This window comes from Natrarchaeobius oligotrophus, assembly GCF_003841465.1.
GTDB classification, from domain to species: Archaea; Halobacteriota; Halobacteria; order Halobacteriales; family Natrialbaceae; genus Natrarchaeobius; species Natrarchaeobius oligotrophus.
This window is the reverse complement of the sequence record NZ_REFZ01000026.1, coordinates 1-16178: the sequence shown is the minus strand read 5'-3', so window position 1 is coordinate 16178 and position 16178 is coordinate 1. Positions and strand designations below refer to the sequence as shown.

At 66.7% G+C, this 16178-nt stretch carries 15 protein-coding genes; 8 read left to right on the top strand and 7 right to left on the bottom strand.

Annotated elements, in window-relative coordinates; all coding sequences use genetic code 11:
* The first annotated feature begins 8 nt into the window (after nt 1–8).
* Together EA472_RS20215 and EA472_RS23285 are read left to right on the top strand one after the other, a co-directional pair.
* Nucleotides 9–674 carry an HAD family hydrolase gene (locus EA472_RS20215; RefSeq protein ID WP_124193310.1) on the top strand — a complete coding sequence of 222 codons (666 nt, stop codon included), beginning with the start codon at nt 9–11 and terminating at the stop codon, nt 672–674.
* Nucleotides 647–775, top strand: a complete 129-nt coding sequence (locus tag EA472_RS23285; protein ID WP_279387192.1) for a hypothetical protein — start codon at nt 647–649, stop codon at nt 773–775. The genes EA472_RS20215 and EA472_RS23285 overlap by 28 nt, the downstream gene beginning before the upstream one ends.
* Nucleotides 776–870: 95 nt before the next feature.
* Here the strand turns inward: EA472_RS23285 and EA472_RS20210 are convergent, their stop codons facing one another.
* The 4 genes from EA472_RS20210 to EA472_RS20195 all read right to left on the bottom strand — a co-directional run bounded on the left by EA472_RS20210 (nt 871) and on the right by EA472_RS20195 (nt 5018).
* Nucleotides 871–1179 carry a bacteriophage holin gene (locus EA472_RS20210; protein WP_124193309.1) on the bottom strand — a complete coding sequence of 103 codons (309 nt, stop codon included), beginning with the start codon at nt 1177–1179 and terminating at the stop codon, nt 871–873.
* A 151-nt stretch (nt 1180–1330) separates the two neighbouring features.
* On the bottom strand, nt 1331–3748 hold the full coding sequence (locus EA472_RS20205; RefSeq protein ID WP_124193308.1) for a DEAD/DEAH box helicase: 2418 nt from the start codon (nt 3746–3748) through the stop codon (nt 1331–1333).
* 75 nt (nt 3749–3823) lie between these two features.
* A complete protein-coding gene (locus tag EA472_RS20200; RefSeq protein WP_124193307.1) occupies nt 3824–4423 on the bottom strand; it encodes a hypothetical protein in 600 nt (199 codons plus the stop codon).
* 82 nt (nt 4424–4505) lie between these two features.
* Complete coding sequence (locus EA472_RS20195) at nt 4506–5018, bottom strand: PH domain-containing protein (protein ID WP_124193306.1); 513 nt, start codon at nt 5016–5018, stop codon at nt 4506–4508.
* A gap of 325 nt (nt 5019–5343) precedes the next feature.
* Here EA472_RS20195 and lipA point away from each other — a divergent pair, with 325 nt between their 5' ends.
* The 3 genes from lipA to EA472_RS20180 all read left to right on the top strand — a co-directional run bounded on the left by lipA (nt 5344) and on the right by EA472_RS20180 (nt 8931).
* Nucleotides 5344–6288, top strand: coding sequence for a lipoyl synthase (lipA, locus tag EA472_RS20190; protein ID WP_124193305.1), 945 nt, complete (start codon nt 5344–5346; stop codon nt 6286–6288).
* Nucleotides 6289–6833: 545 nt separating this feature from the next.
* Nucleotides 6834–7943 (top strand): pyruvate dehydrogenase (acetyl-transferring) E1 component subunit alpha, encoded by a 1110-nt coding sequence (gene pdhA, locus EA472_RS20185; RefSeq protein WP_124193304.1) that lies wholly within the window; start codon nt 6834–6836, stop codon nt 7941–7943.
* Between the two features lies 1 nt (nt 7944).
* Nucleotides 7945–8931 carry an alpha-ketoacid dehydrogenase subunit beta gene (locus EA472_RS20180; RefSeq protein ID WP_124193303.1) on the top strand — a complete coding sequence of 329 codons (987 nt, stop codon included), beginning with the start codon at nt 7945–7947 and terminating at the stop codon, nt 8929–8931.
* A 168-nt stretch (nt 8932–9099) separates the two neighbouring features.
* Here EA472_RS20180 and EA472_RS20175 read toward each other — a convergent pair whose 3' ends face one another.
* Nucleotides 9100–10089 (bottom strand): M48 family metalloprotease, encoded by a 990-nt coding sequence (locus tag EA472_RS20175; protein WP_124193302.1) that lies wholly within the window; start codon nt 10087–10089, stop codon nt 9100–9102.
* A 162-nt stretch (nt 10090–10251) separates the two neighbouring features.
* On the opposite strand from EA472_RS20175, the gene EA472_RS20170 reads away from it, so the two are divergent.
* The 3 genes from EA472_RS20170 (at nt 10252) to EA472_RS20160 (ending at nt 14698) form a co-directional block, all read left to right on the top strand.
* Nucleotides 10252–11853, top strand: coding sequence for a 2-oxo acid dehydrogenase subunit E2 (locus tag EA472_RS20170; RefSeq protein WP_124193301.1), 1602 nt, complete (start codon nt 10252–10254; stop codon nt 11851–11853).
* Nucleotides 11854–11929: 76 nt separating this feature from the next.
* Complete coding sequence (lpdA, locus tag EA472_RS20165; RefSeq protein WP_124193300.1) at nt 11930–13414, top strand: dihydrolipoyl dehydrogenase; 1485 nt, start codon at nt 11930–11932, stop codon at nt 13412–13414.
* A 132-nt stretch (nt 13415–13546) separates the two neighbouring features.
* Nucleotides 13547–14698, top strand: coding sequence for a multicopper oxidase domain-containing protein (locus EA472_RS20160; RefSeq protein ID WP_207891194.1), 1152 nt, complete (start codon nt 13547–13549; stop codon nt 14696–14698).
* Nucleotides 14699–14701: 3 nt separating this feature from the next.
* Here EA472_RS20160 and EA472_RS20155 read toward each other — a convergent pair whose 3' ends face one another.
* The gene (locus EA472_RS20155; RefSeq protein WP_124193299.1) at nt 14702–14995 is read right to left on the bottom strand and encodes a DUF7521 family protein; all 294 of its coding nucleotides are present in this window, start codon (nt 14993–14995) and stop codon (nt 14702–14704) included.
* Nucleotides 14992–15369, bottom strand: coding sequence for a winged helix-turn-helix domain-containing protein (locus EA472_RS20150; RefSeq protein ID WP_124193298.1), 378 nt, complete (start codon nt 15367–15369; stop codon nt 14992–14994). The genes EA472_RS20155 and EA472_RS20150 overlap by 4 nt, the downstream gene beginning before the upstream one ends.
* Nucleotides 15370–16178 lie beyond the last annotated feature (809 nt).

Sequence of the window (16178 nt, the reverse complement as noted above, 5' to 3'; positions counted from 1 at the left end):
GATCGCACATGACCGCAGTTCTGTTCGACATGGACGGCGTTCTCGTCGACAGCGAGGACTACTGGGTCGAGTTCCAGCGCGAGGAGATCCTCCCCCGGACCGTCCCCGAGGAGGACGTCGACGTGGCCGAGGTCACCGGGATGAACTACCGCGAGACGTACGACTACCTCGAGTCGGAGTACGGGACGGAGATCGATCGCGACCGGTTCGAGGAGCTGTTCGAGGAGGCCGCACGCGAGATCTACACCGAGCGCGTGACCGCCCTCGACGGGCTCGAGGACCTCCTTTCGCGTCTCGACGATCGGGGCGTCCCGACGGTGATCGTCTCCTCGTCCCCCCACGAGTGGATCGGCTGGGTCGCGGACCGATTCGACCTCGAGGACGAGTTCGATCGCCTGATCAGCGCCGACGACGTCGACAGCGGGAGCAAACCCGACCCTGACGTCTTCGAGTACGCCGCGAGCGAGATCGGCGCGGAAGCGGAGGAGTGTCTCGTCGTCGAGGACTCCGAAAACGGGATCGAAGCGGCCGACAGGGCCGGAACTCGCGTCGTCGCCTATCGAATCGACGCCCACGACGACATCGACCTCTCGTCGGCCGACGCGGTCGTGGACTCGCCGGCCGAGTTGCGCGAGACGGTGCTCGAGTGGGCGACGCCGGCGACCAACGACTGAAACCGGTGGCGTTCGCGCTGTACCGCCGTGACCTCGCTCGAGCGGACGGCCGCGAGATCGGTGGATCGTACGACCGCGGGTCGCTCGAGCGGGCCGCGTGACCGGTTTCGCTCGCCCGAACCGTTCCCTCGAGTTCGTTTCGTTCCTCACTCGCGTCGAAGGCTCACTCGTCCACGCACGCCGGAGGCCCCATCGCTCACTCCCGTCGAAAGACGTTGTAGAGCCAGGCGACGGTGACGCCTGCCGCGAACCCGTCCAGGCCGCCCCAGGCGATCCCGCTCGCCGTTCCCCCTCTCTCCTCCTCGAATCCGGGGTAGAGATCCGCGAGCATCACTCGCCACCGTCGGGCCCACCCGAGCCGCGAAACGACGCCGACGAATCCCACGCTCGCCGCCATCGTGGTTCCGAGGGCGAACCCGAACGCGAGCGGGTCGAGGCGCCCGCTTCGGTCGTCTGACGATACCGCCGATCGCTTCGACTCTCGCCGTCGCGTCTGTGACTGCATCGACGGATGCTCCCACCGCTCGGGTGAAAATTCTTGGACGTGCGTTCGCGTGCCCACTTCGGCTCGACGGCGCGGTTCGGAAACCGCAGTCCATCGGATCCGATTCATCGCGGAGATGCGTCCATCCGATAACTCGTCCACGCAGTCCGTCTCAGATGACGTCGACGGTGCGTCGCTCTTCGATCGGCACCAGCGGCTCCTCCGGGAACGCGACGCTCACGGTGAACTCGAGTTCGTCGGCGTCGGCTCCGAAGACGCCGACGGGAACTGTCTCTTCGTCGCGCAGGTAGCACGCGGCGGTCGTCATCTCGACGCCGTTGACGGCGACGCGAATCCCGGCTCTGGCCGGCTCGCCGACGTTGCGAACCGTCACCTCGCGGACGTCGTTTTCGCCGACGCCGATCGTCTCGGGGAACGATCCCCAGTCGATTTCGATCGACGGCAGCGCCCGGGCTCCCCTGGAGACGCGCTCCGCGACTCCCTCCGAGAGGCCGGCCGCCACGAGTCCGTCCACGCCGGCGCGCGCGACGTCGCCCGGCGTCGACAGCCCCTCTTTCGCCAGCTTGCTCGCCCGCCCCGGCCCGACGCCGTCGATCGCCGTCAGGCCGACCGCGTCGTCGGCGACGCCGTTCTCGACGCGGGCTTCGACCCGCCGCGCGAGGTTCGCCGCGTGCGGGTCGGCGAGCCGGTCGAGGAACGCGCCGAACGCGGAGAGCAATCGCGTCGCGTTTCGCCGAATAACCCAGGCGTCGCTTCGAAGCTCCGCGGGCGTCGTCCCGCTCGCCGCGCTCCGCAGGATCGCGAGCACCTTTCGCTGGCCGGCGTCGAGGTCGTCCGTCTCCGTTCCGACCAGCACCGCGTCGATCGCGTCGCGTTCGTCCTGGCGGGCCGACACCGAGTCGAACTCGGTCGCGGTCGCGACCGCCTCGAGGACGTCGTCCGTCTCGAGGACGTGGGCGCTCTCAGCTCGCGGATCACTTCGCTCCCCGCTGGACGATTTCGCGACGCCCGGCGTCGCGCCCTCGTCGACTCGGTCGCAGAGCTCGGCGAACGTCGCGGCGGTTTCGAGATGCAGGTAGTACTTCGAGGCGAGTACGCCCCGAGGGGTCGCCTCGATCGAGAGGTCGTCGCCGGTCTCGACGAACCCCCGATCGACCAGCTCTTCGAGGCAGTCGCGAACCCGCTGGCGGAGGTTCGGAAAGTCGTACTCTTCCGGCTTCGACTGGCCGCGAACGTAGTAGTAGGTCGTCTCGAGCCAGTCCATCACGTCCTCTAAGTCGGTGATGGTTCCCATCGCGATCTCGGCGTTCAGGTGCGTCTCCAGGCTCTCGGCCAGTCGCGACTCGATCTCCTTGCCGTCCCGCAGGAGCCGGCGGTACTTGTCGGCCTCCGCGGTGTCACAGACTATCCAGCCGTAGCCGACGTCGTCGTACCCCGGACGTCCCGCGCGCCCGAGCATCTGGAGCACGTCCAGCGGGCTCATGTCGACCTCGCCCTCGAGCGGATCGTGGAGTTTCGTATCGCGGATCACGACGCACCTGGCCGGCAGGTTGACGCCCCAGGCGAGCGTCGAGGTCGAAAAGAGGAGTTCGATCAGCCCCTGTTTGAACCACTCCTCGACGAGGTCGCGGTCGTTCTTCGAGAGGCCGGCGTGGTGGAATGCGACGCCGTCGAGCACCGAGTTGCGGAGCGTGTCGTTCTCGAGCTCTTTCGACTCGGTGTGGAAGTCGTACTCCCCGCGTGCGCCCATCGGAACGTCGCGCTCTGCGATCTCGTCGCGGGCCTTCTCGGCCGCCCGAACCGTGTCCTGTCGAGAGGAGACGAACACGAGCGCCTGCCCGTCCTCGCGGAGGTGCGGTTCCGCGAGGTCGAGCGCGCGGTAGAGTCGTCGGTACTTGTCCGCGAACGTGTTCTCCCCGTGCGTGTACGTCTTGACGCCCGCGTTGAGATCGACCGGTCGGTACTCCTCGCCGAACTCGAACGTCGTCTCGTCGGGCGCGTCGAGCCACGCCGCCACGTCGTCGACGTTCGGCATCGTGGCCGACAGCGCGACGATGCGGGGATCGCACAGCCGGCGCAGTCGGGAGATCGTTACCTCGAGTACCGACCCTCGCCGGTCGGCGTCGAGCAGGTGGACCTCGTCGATGACGCAGACGTCGACGTCGGTGACGAAGTCGTACCGCCGGGAGTCGTGCTTGCGGGTCGCCGAGTCCAGCTTTTCGGGGGTCATCACGAGGATGTCGGCGCGTCGCGCGCGTCGCGGGTTCAGATCCCGCTCGCCCGTGACGACGTACACCGAGTAATCGAGCTCCTCGAAGCGGTCCCAGTCGTCTTCTTTCTCGTTGGTCAGCGCGCGAAGCGGGGCGATGAACAGGGCGGTGCCGCCGTCGGCGAGCGCCTTGCAGATCGCGAGTTCCGCCAGCGCGGTCTTGCCCGAGGCCGTCGGTGCGCTCGCGACGACGTTCTCCTCGCGCTCGAGCAACGCGGGGAGGGCCTCGCGTTGCATCCGGTTGAACTCCTCGAAGGCGAACGCGTCGGCGAACTGTGGGAGAACCTCGGCAACCTCCATCACACGGAAACGGGCAGCGGGTGATGAAAGGCGTTTCCTTCGAGTCGCGTCGGATCGATTCGACTCTCGGTTTCCCTACCGAGACGCCAGCACGGTCGCGAGCACCGCGCCCGCGGTGGCGAACACGAGCGGGTAGAGGACGCCGCCCAGAAAGACCGCGGGAACGAGTTCCGGCGCGACCGATCCCGAGAGGTCGATCCCGAAGAACGAGCCTTCCGTGCTCGATTCGGTGACGACCGCGCCGATCGCCATCACGATCGCGTAGCCGATCGTCACCGGCGCGCCCGCGAGTACGGCCTCGCCGAGGTCGCCGGCCTCGAGGTGGTACGCGACCATCGCCCCGACGCCGAGAAGCACCAGCGGCGGGACGACGTACAGCAGCGTGGCGCTCGCGCTACCGGACTGGGCGATGAAGTCGACCCCCCGCGAGCCGCCGATGGCACCGACCTCGCCGCTGGCCCGGACGTCGACCAGGTGGGCGTTGTAGAAGTACCAGGCGACGCCTTTCCACTCGGCGGCCGACTCGCCGACGGTGTCCCGGACTTCGCCCGCGACCGCCACGTACGCGACGAGGTAGCCGATCGCGGCGGCGATGACGCCGACGCCCGCGCTCGCCGCGACGCTCGAAGCGCGCGATACTGGTCGCTCCGCGGTCGCCAGTGACTGTTGGGTCATTGTATCGGCCACTGTTTCCCTTGATGTAATAGGTCTTCCGGTGTGATAGATAGATTGGTTGTCAGGATCGGGCGCCGATTCGTTAGACGACCGACTCGTCTGCGCTCGCCGCGAGGTGATCGCTCAGCACGCTCGAGGCGCGCTCGGGGCGGGGTACGTGTTCGAACGTGAGTTCGGGATCTCCGGAGCCGGCGGTGAACACGGTCAGATCGCCGTAGCCCAGCGCCCGGCCGAGCACCGACTGACTGAGGCTGGTGTTCTGGACCCGCTCGAGGCGAAACTGGGTGACGTCCCGCGAGATCACGCCGCGTTTTTTGTACAGTTCGGAGGTGGTGATCACGTAGCGGGTGTTCGTCCAAAAGAGGTAGCGGACGGCCGCGGTTCCGCCGCCACCGATCACGAGCAGCAATCCGATCGCGGTCACGACGCCGCTGTCGTCGGTTAGCCCCCAGGCGGTGACGCCGAGGCCGAGTACCGCGAGCACCACCGCGACCGGGAAGGCGACGCCCAGTTCGATGGGGTGCGGTCGGCTCTCCCAGACGATCTCCTCGTCGTCGCCGAGGTGGAACCAGTCCGGGGTGGTGCTAAACGCCATCGGTAGCCGGTATTCCGTTCGCACCCCTAAAGCTACCGGGAGTACGAACCCGCTACTCGCCGACGCGCGACGGAAAGCGACGCGTGAACCCCCGAACCGTCGACCCGCCGTTCACCGTCGCCGTCACGGCCACGGAAGACGGGCGACGTACGCCCGCCCGAGCGTCTATTCGCGCGCTTCGACCCGTTCCGATGCGTCGTCTCGGGCGTGCGCACGACCGTGAGTTACCGCGCGACTCGAGAAGTTCGCCCGACTCGAGACGGAGCGCTCCGTCGCGGTCACGCGATAGCGATAGTTTTTCACCGTTCGTCCCTAGGCTCGGGGTATGAGTAGCGCGCGCAAGCCCGACTGGCTGCGGATGCAACCGCCGTCGGGTCGGGAGTTTACGGACATTCGAAAGACGCTGCGCGAGCGGAACCTGCACACCGTCTGCGAGGAGGCCAACTGCCCGAATCTGGGCGAGTGCTGGTCCGGCGGTGCGGCGACCGGAAGCGGCGCGGGCGGCACGGCGACGTTCATGCTGATGGGCGATCGGTGCTCTCGAGCCTGTAACTTCTGCGACGTCGAGACGGGCGGGATGGAGCCGCTCGATCCGGACGAGCCCGCGAACGTGGCCGACGCCGTCGCGGAGATCGGCCTCGACTACGTCGTCCTGACGAGCGTCGACCGCGACGACCTGCCCGATCAGGGTGCCGGCCACTTCGCGCGGACCATCCGCGAGATCAAAGACCGCCACCCCGGAATCCTCGTCGAGGTCCTGATTCCCGACTTTCAGGGCGAGCGACGCCTCGTCGAACAGATCGTCGACGCCGATCCGGACGTGATCGCCCACAACGTCGAGACCGTCGAGCGACTGCAGTTTCCCGTTCGCGATCGACGCGCAGGATACGAACAGAGCCTGAGCGTGCTCGAGTACGTCGACCGCGAGTCAGACATCTACACCAAGACCTCGATCATGCTCGGCCACGGCGAGTACGACCACGAGGTCTACCAGACCCTCGCGGACTGTCGCGACCGCGGCGTCGACATCGTCACCCTCGGCCAGTACCTCCGGCCCTCGAGAACCCATCTCGAGGTGAAACGGTACGACCACCCCGACAAGTACGAGACGTGGCGTCGCGTCGCCGAAGAGGAGTTAGGATTTCTCTACTGCGCCAGCGGCCCGATGGTGCGTTCGTCGTACAAGGCGGGCGAACTGTTCGTCGACGCCGTACTCCGGGAGGGGAAGTCGGTCGACGAGGCGCGACGAGAGGCGCGAAACAGCGCGTAGGCCGTCCAGTCGGGTGTCCCCCTGTTACCAGTCGCGCGGAATACGTCGTCCGGGCTCGCTTTCGCGGCCCACCACCTTCTCGCGTTCGAACGGGATTCCTGGAGGCGCTCGATCGACGCTTCGACGGGAAACCGATGGCCCGAAACGGACGCGCCGACGGACGAAGCCGAACGGCGGCGAGCGGATCAGCACACCGCCGCCCTCGAGCCCGCACTCGAGGACGGATCTCGACGGTTGCGCCGATGCTGGCCGATCGTGTACCGTCGCGTCCGTGAATGCGTGCGTTTCCCCGTCGAAGAGCCGCATTTTCCCCGACCGACGGACCCGCTCGTACCGACCACACGTCCATTATTTCGAGGATTCGTGGCTGATTATTTCGAACGGGCCGGTTTGACCGAGATATATTTTACGAACGTCCGGAACATCTCTGTCTCGATGAACATATCTCTGTGGGTCGCGCAAGAATTTCTCCGATAGTAAACTATTTACGAAAATCCTTTAACTCGAGCGATAGTTTGTGACAGTATGTACAGGTGGGTCCACCCGTGAGTACGATACAGCGCGATCCCCGGGAGCGAGTACAGGTCCTCGACGAGACCGGCCGCGTGCTCGAGGACGCCGACGTCCCCGACCTCGACGAGGAGACGCTCGTGGAGATGTACGAGCAGATGCGCCTGGCCCGGCGGTTCGACGAGCGGGCGGTGAGCCTCCAGCGACAGGGGCGGATGGGAACGTACCCGCCGTTGTCGGGCCAGGAGGCCTCGCAGGTCGCGAGCGCCCACGCCCTCGCCGACGAGGACTGGATCTTTCCCAGCTACCGCGAACACGGGGCCGGCCTGGTTCGCGGCCTGTCGCTCGAGCGGACGCTGCTGTACTGGATGGGCCACGAGCGGGGCAACTACATCCCCGAGGACGTCAACGTCTTCTCGATCGCCGTTCCGATCGCGACCCAGATTCCTCACGCCGTCGGCGCGGCGTGGGCCTCGCGGTTGCGCGGCGAGGAGAAGGCGTTCCTCTGTTACTTCGGCGACGGCGCGACCTCGGAGGGCGACTTCCACGAGGGGCTCAACTTCGCCGGCGTCTTCGACACTCCGACCGTCTTTTTCTGTAACAACAACCAGTGGGCCATCTCGGTTCCCCGCGAGCGCCAGACCGCGAGCGACACGTTAGCCCAGAAGGCGGCCGCCTACGGCTTCGAGGGCGTCCAGGTCGACGGCATGGACCCCCTCGCGGTGTACGCGGTCACCCGAGACGCCGTCCAGAAGGCCAAAGATCCCGACGACGGGGAGCTTCGGCCGACGCTGATCGAGGCCGTTCAGTATCGCTTCGGCGCACACACCACCGCCGACGACCCCTCCGTCTACCGTGACGACGACGAGGTCGAACGCTGGAAGCAGAAGGATCCGATTCCGCGCCTCGAGACCTACCTTCGCCAGCAGGGCATCCTCGACGACGAGCGCGTCGACGCGATCGAAGACCGCATCGAAACGCAGGTCGCGGACGCCATCGAATCGGCCGAATCGAGCGAGCGACCCGAACCCGACGAGATCTTCGCCCACGTCTACGAGGGAATGCCCAAACGATTACGTCGGCAACTCGAGTACTTCGAATCGGTTCGCGACCGACACGGCGACGACGCGTTACTGGAGGGATAACATGGCCGCAGAATCGGAGAATCTCACCCTGGTACAGGCGGTTCGGGACGGATTGCACGCGGAGATGGAACGCGACGAGGACGTCATCGTCATGGGCGAGGACGTCGGCAAAAACGGCGGCGTCTTCCGCGCGACCGAGGGGCTCTACGAGGAGTTCGGCGAGGACCGCGTCGTCGACACGCCGCTTGCGGAGTCCGGCATCGTCGGGACCGCCATCGGCATGGCCGCCTACGGCATGCGTCCGGTTCCCGAGATCCAGTTCATGGGATTCATCTACCCCGCGTTCGACCAGATCGTCTCCCACGCGGCGCGCCTGCGGACGCGCTCGCGCGGGCGATACACGTGTCCGATGGTGATCCGCGCGCCGTACGGCGGCGGCATCCGCGCCCCCGAACACCACTCCGAGTCGACCGAAGCGATGTTCGTCCACCAGCCCGGACTCAAGGTCGTCGTCCCCTCGACCCCCTACGACACGAAGGGGCTCCTGACGAGCGCGATCCGCGACCCCGACCCCGTGATCTTCCTCGAGCCGAAACTCATCTACCGGGCGTTCCGCGAGGAGGTCCCCGACGACTCCTACGAGGTTCCCCTCGGCGAGGCGGCCGTCCGCCGAGAGGGATCGGACGTCTCGGTGTACACGTGGGGCGCGATGACCCGGCCGACGCTCGAGGCGGCGGAGAACCTCGACGGCGAAATCGACGTCGAGGTGATCGACTTGCGGACGCTGTCTCCGTTGGACGAGGAGACGATCGTCGACTCCTTCGAGAAGACCGGCCGGGCCGCCGTCGTCCACGAGGCACCGAAGACGGGCGGACTCGGGGCCGAGTTGATCGCGACCCTCCAGGAGGAGTCGCTGCTCTACCAGGAAGCGCCGATCGAGCGCATCACCGGCTTCGACACGCCGTTCCCGCTGTACGCGCTCGAGGACTACTACCTGCCGGAGGCCGCCCGGATCGAGGACGGCATCCGAAACGCGGTGGAGTTCTGATACGACGCGGGTGGGTTCGACGGACCGTTTCTCTACTGGTCGGCGGTTTCAGCAACTAATTGTCGTCGTCCCGATCTAGACTCTCAGAATTTTTCGGGCTCGGACCCTCGATTGAAGACCGGGTTTCGAAGCTTCGATCGCACCGGAAAGCACGTTGAGACGCTCGGATCACGTATTCTCGCGTTCGTACTCGGCAAGCAAACTGAGTCGTTTCTCTGTTGGCGGGTGCGTTCGGAACAGCGCTCTCCGTCGCCGTGCGAGGGGTTTCCGGACCGACCACGGAAACGGTTCGACGGTACTCTCGCTCGAGCGCGTCGCGGTCGTCGCTTCGATTCCTTCGTGCGACGCGAACGGGAGAATCGACAGCACTGACACCGGACGTACCTTTCGGAGGTCCTCGGACGGCGTCTCTCGGATTCGCCGATCCAGCGTTCGGAGGGCGCTCGCCAACGGTGCCGCCGACCCCGTGATCTCTGCGGCGGCCCGATCGGCGGCAAGCTCTCGCGTTCGCGAGAGGACCGCGACGCTCGCCCGGGTGAGCACCACACCGAGGAGGCCGACGATCGCGAGGGCGATCGCGATCGTAAGGTCGCGTTTCGCCAGATTGGGGGAACGGAGCACGAGCCCGGTCGCGATGACCGTCGGTGCTGAGACGACCGTCATCACCCTCGCGTCTCGGTTCCGAACGTGGGCCAATTCGTGGGCGATCACCGCCTCGAGTTCGTCCTCCTCGAGCGCCTCGAGCGTCCCCGTCGAAAGAACGAGGCGGGTGGTCGACGGGCGGACGCCGACAACCATCGCTTCGGGGGCACGCCGCTCAGAAATCGCGACGGTCGGCGTCGGAAGGCCGTACATCGACGCAACCCGCGTCACCGCGGCGTGCACCCCGGGATACTCATCGGCGTCGACGGGGCGTGCCGCGGCCGCCCTCTCGAACGTCGTCGAACCGCGATACTCGAGGAACGCGACGGCGAGGAGTACTGCCGCTGTCGGTGCGATTGCGAGGGTTGTCGCGGTCGATCGAGAGAGGCGAAAGAGGAGCCCGACAGCGACGAAAACGCCCCAGATCGCGACGACGAACCCGCCAGCAGTCAGTACCAGAAGGGCGATCGAGATCAGCATCCGCAACGTCAACGCCCGTTCGCTGGTCGACGTCATTGGGTGTGATACGTTCGCGTCGATACTTTTTTGCAGTGGTCGGCGACCGATCCGGGGCCGGCAGCCGCTGACCGTCGACCACCCCGTTCGGCGCTCCCGTCGCGGTCGTTTCGAGGCCGATCTCGACCAAAACGATATGTGACCCGGTAGTGAAGGCGACGTATGCGCGAGTTCGAACTGCCGGACGTCGGCGAAGGGGTCGCCGAGGGCGAACTGGTTTCCTGGCTCGTCGAGGAAGGCGACGAGGTGAGCGAGGATCAACCGGTCGCCGAAGTCGAGACGGACAAGGCCCTCGTCGAAGTTCCAGCGCCCGTCGACGGCACCGTCCGCGAACTGCGCTATGAGGCGGGCGACGTCATCCCCGTCGGCGAGGTGTTCGTCACGTTCGACGTCGCCGGCGAGGAGGGGGCGGACGGACGGTCCGCAGACGCGAACGAAACCGAATCGACCGACGGCCCCGGCGCGGTCGGCGGCGACGTCGACGAGATCGAGACGCCCCAGGATCGCGTCTTCGCACCCCCGCGCGTTCGCCGGCTCGCTCGCGAGGAGGGAATCGACCTCTCGAGGCTCGAGGGAAGCGGGCCCGGCGGTCGGATCACGGCTGCCGACGTCCGCGCCGCGACCGGGGGCGGGGCCGACGCGGGCTCCGAATCAGAATCCGTGCAACCGGCCTCGAGCGACGTCGACGCGGGAACGACCGAGCCAGAGTCCGCGGACGACGCGGTGACAGACTCGACGGACGCCGACGCCGGCGAGCCCAGCGCCGGAGCCGCGAATACCGACGCGACGGCGACCGACCTCGAGTCGGCCGACCGCGACCGGACGCTCGCGGCCCCAGCGACGCGCCGAATCGCACAGGAGGAAGGCGTCGACGTCGACGCCGTCCCCGCGACCGAACGGCGAGACGGCGAGGCGTTCGTCACGCCCGAGGCCGTCAGGGAGTACGCCGACGCCCAGCGGCACGCACAGGAGCGCGACGCGCGTCGCGTCTCGGAGTCCGCGAGCGCCGACCGCAAGGCGTCCGAGGCGGACGACCGCGGCTTCGCGGAGGGAGAACGCGAGCGCCGCGAGCCGTTCCGGGGCGTCCGCAAGCGGATCTCGGAGGCGATGGTCGAGTCGAAGTACAGCGCCCCACACGTCACCCACTTCGACGAGGTCGACGTGACGGACCTCGTCGAGGCCCGCGACCGGCTCAAACCGCGCGCCGCGGACCGCGGCATCCGGCTGACGTACACGCCGTTCATCGTGAAGGCCGTCGTCGCCGCGCTGAAGGAGTATCCCGAGATGAACGCGGTTCTCGACGAGGAGAACGAGGAGATCCTCTACCGCGATTACTACCACGTCGGCGTCGCCACCGCGACCGACGTCGGCCTCATGGTGCCGGTCGTCGAGGACGCCGACCGGAAGGGGCTCCTCCAGCTGTCCTCGCAGATGAACGAACTCGTCCAGAAAGCCCGGGAGCGATCCATCTCGCCCGACGAGCTTCAGGGGTCGACGTTCACGGTCACCAACGTCGGCGGCATCGGCGGCGAGTACGCCACCCCCATCCTCAACTACCCCGAGGCGGGCATCCTCGCGATCGGCGAGATCAAGCGAAAGCCGCGCGTCGTCGACCGCGACGGCGAGGAGTCGATCGAACCGCGCTCGGTGCTGACGCTGTCGCTGTCGTTCGACCACCGGCTGATCGACGGCGCGGTCGCCGCCGAGTTCACGAACACCGTGATGGAGTACCTCGAGAACCCCGAACTGCTGTTGCTCGAGTGATCGGTGTCGCTCGCGAAGATATAACATTTCGGACTATTTGCAACAGCTACACCGTCTTCGGCGGAAAAGAACCACCATGGTCGTTGGAGACGTCACCACCGGAACGGACGTACTGGTCGTCGGCGCCGGCCCCGCGGGCTACGTCGCGGCGATCCGCGCTGGACAGCTCGATCTGGACGTAACGCTCGTCGAGAAGGACGCCTACGGGGGAGCCTGCCTGAACCACGGCTGCATCCCCTCGAAGGCGCTGATCACCGCGACCGACGTCGCCCACGAGGCGGCTCACGCCGAGGAGATGGGCATCCACGCCGATCCCGCGATCGACCTCTCGGGGATGGTCGGCTGGAAGGACGAGGTCGTTTCCCAGCTGACGGGCGGCGTCGAGAAGCTCTGCAAGGCCAACGGCGTCAACCTGCTTTCGGGAACCGCGACGTTCGTCGACGAACACACCGTCCGCGTCTCCCACGGCGGCGAGGGACAGGGCTCCGAGACTCTCGAGTTCGAGCACGCGATCGTCGCGACCGGCTCGCGTCCGATCGAGATCCCGAACTTCGACTTCGGGGACGAGCCCGTCCTCGACTCGCGACAGGCGCTGTCGCTCACCTCCGTTCCCGACTCGCTCGTCGTCGTCGGCGCCGGCTACATCGGCATGGAACTCGCGAGCGTCTTCGCGAAGATGGGCACCGACGTGACGGTGATCGAGATGCTCGAGTCGATCCTGCCGGGGTACGACGACGATCTCACGCGCCCGGTCAAACAGCGAGCGAACGCCCTGGGAATCGAGTTCCAGTTCGGCTACACCGCCGCGGAGTGGCACGAAACGGACGACGGCATTCGGGTCGTCGCCGAACCCGCCGACGGGGCCGCGGCCGACGGCGGAACCGCGACCGGCGACGCAGGCTCCGACTCCGACGACGCGGACGACCCGCTCGAACTCGACGCCGAGACGGTGCTCGTCGCGGTCGGCCGCGAACCGGTCTCGGACACGCTCGACCTCGAGGCGGTCGGCGTCGAAACCGACGACCGTGGCTTCATCGAAACCGATTCGCGCGCACGCACGAACGTCGACCACGTCTTCGCCGTCGGCGACGTCGCGGGCGAACCCATGCTCGCGCACAAGGGGAGCATGGAGGGACAGGTCGCCGCCGAGGTGATCGCGGGCGAACCCGCGGCGATCGACTACCAGGCGATGCCGGCGGTCGTCTTCACCGATCCCGAGATCGCGACCGTGGGACTCACCGAGGCCGACGCCGAGGACGCCGGCTTCGACCCCGTCGTCGGACAGTTCCCGTTTCGCGCGAGCGGGCGTGCGCTGACGACCGGCGAGTCGGACGGCTTCGTCACGGTCGTCGCCGCAGAAGACGGAGGCTACCTCCTCGGTGCGAGCATCGTCGGTCCCGAGGCGTCCGAACTGATCGCCGAAGTCGGCCTCGCGGTCGAACTCGGCGCGACGCTCGAGGACGTCGCCTCGACGGTCCACGCCCATCCGACGCTCTCGGAGTCGGTGATGGAGGCCGCCGAGAACGCGCTCGGACGCGCGATACACACGCTGAACCGGTGAGTTCGCGCCCGGACCCTCTCTTTCGTTCGCTCACCACCTGATCGTTCGGCCTGACGTGTTCGGAGCGGTTCCCGCCGGACGGGAACCGACTTGATACCCCTTCATCGTGCGGGTCCTTCGGTCGACCGTACGATGACTCCACCCACCTCCCCCGGCACCCGTCGCCGAACGGTGCTTTCGATCGCCGCCACCGGCGCGCTCGGTACGCTCGCCGGCTGTCTCTCCGCCCTCTCGAGCGACGATCCCTCCCCGGAATCGGACGACGACGTCGACGACGCGAGCGAGGGTCCGCTGACCGATCACCCGTACACGGAGCCGCCGCGGATCGTCGACGTCTCCGAACAAGGGTACGAATCGACGCTGCGGACCGTCCCCGCTCGCCACGAACTCGTCACCGCCGACGCACCCAGCGGTCCGGTCGAACTCCCCGAGGTGTGGGCCTGGCAGGCCGACGACCTCCCGCCGTCCGTTCCCGGTCCGATCTACCGCATGTCCGAGGGAGACACGTTCGAACTCACCTACGACAACTCCGGGCACGACCGCCCTCACACGGTCCACGTGCACGCCGTCGGCAAGTCCTGGGAGGACGACGGCGCACCCGTCTCCAACCGCGAGTACGTCGGGCCGGACGAGCACCACACCTACGTCCTCTCCGGCGACACCCCCGGCACGCACGTCTATCACTGTCACTTCCAGACCCACAACCACCTCGACATGGGCATGTACGGCATCTTTCGGGTCGATCCGGCCGACTACGAGCCGCCGGATCGGGAGTACTTCTTCACCCTTCGCGACTGGGACACCCGCCTGCACGAGCGCGAGGCGGGCGGCGACGCCGAGTACGATCCGGTCGACCGCTCGTCGAACGCCTACACGATAAACGGCCGGAGCGCGCCGACGACGTTCCATCCGGAGCTGGGAACGCCGTTGATCGTCTCCCAGGGCGACACGGTCCACCTCCACGTCTCGAACAACGGATACGAGAGCCACCCGTTCCACACGCACGGCCACCGGTTCACCGTCGTCGAAAAGGACGGCTCGCCCGTTCCCGACGCCGCCCGGTACGAAGAGGACGTCATCAACGTCGCACCGGCCGAACGCTACACCCTCGAGTTCGAGGCCGACGCGGACCCGGGAATCTACCCCGCACACTGTCACAAGGTCCATCACGTCACCACCGACGGCGCCTACCCCGGCGGGATGGCGACGGCGATCGTCTACGAGGAGGCGATGGAGACCGACGAGTTCGGAGAAATCATGGCGGACGCCGGATACGAGGATTGAACGTCACTGGACGTACAGCGAGTACGCGATCACGACGAAGCCCGCGAGAACGAGCAGGCTCTCGAGCAGGATTCCCATCTCGAGCGGAACGTTGAGAATTTCATAGAGCAGGCCGGCCAGGACGAGACCGAGCGTGACGAGCCCGAATCCGGCCGCGAGATAGCCGAGCGCCCGCTGTCTCGTCCGCCGGTAGGCCTTGAACGCGAAGTAGGTGATGACGCCGCCGACGATGAGAACGAGCGTTTTGACGACCGCCAGCGCGAGCATCGTCTCCATCGGACCGATCGTCGGACTCATGTTTCCTTTCGCACCTCCGACCACAGCTCCGCCAGCCGCTCGTCTGCCGTCCGAACCGGACGATCGATCTGAACCGACAGCGACCGATCCTCGTCGAGCGCCAGCGTAATCTCGTCGAACGCGATCGAGTACTTGCTCGCGTGGTGTCCGTCGCGGCGAATTTCGGTCGATTCCTCGAGCAGCGTCGACTCGGTGAGCAACTCGAGTTTCCGGTACAGCGTCGACTGTGGGATGTCACACCGCTTCGTAAGCTCAGAAGCCGTCATGGGTTCCTCGAGATTCCGGATGATTTCTCGACAGTCTGGATCGTCGAGCGCGGAGCAGATCTCCGCCGCTGACGGCTCAGACTCCGAGGCGATCGGGTCCCGGACCATTCGTCTGTTCCTTACGACCCCCGTGGTTTATTCGCATCGATGCGGACCGCCGGTCGCCGGTTCGCTCGGCCGATTTCCGAACGTATTCCCCCCGATACTCCGCCCGAAACGCCGGTCCCGACGGCGACCTCTCGTCGGTCAGTCCACGTCGCCGGAAAACGCGAAGCATTTGCGTCCGCGCGCCCGATCCCCCGGGTACGCGGGCATCATCCGGTCCGACCGCGCCTACGAGGGCGGAATGACCGACCGACCTCCTCCCGCGTCACACGTTCGAGCCCTCGAGCGCAGCCGCTGGTCGATCGAACGCGACTCGAGAACCGCGACCGATTCGCTGCTCGACAGTGAAACGGCGTATCATGCTACCGGTTTCCGATGAGCCGCTCGTTCGACGGCCTTATGTAGGGACCCGGTCCTCGTTTTGAATGCGAACGACGCGGCGCTCGCCGTCGCGTCCCCTCCGACCGGTTTCCGGTACGGAGGCAGACACGCATCCACCCTCGAGACGTGAACGGGCGATCCGTTGCCTTTATACGTGTTCGGGCGTTCGACGGTGATCGCAAAAGCCCCCGCCGGAACGAGGTTCCGGCGTGGGCACGATCCGACGCCCTTAAGTACTCGAGGGGATTCGGATGTGAATGCAAAAGACGACGTGATTGGCGGGGCGTTGAACTCGCTCCGTCGTTCGGACCACTCGAGGTCGAAGGGGTTATGTACCCCTGGCGGCTTAGGAGTAGGTCCGAAGGAGATGAGGATCCTACCCCTGCGGTCTTCCGTACAGATGGGATCTGATGTTAGCCTTGGTAGTTCGG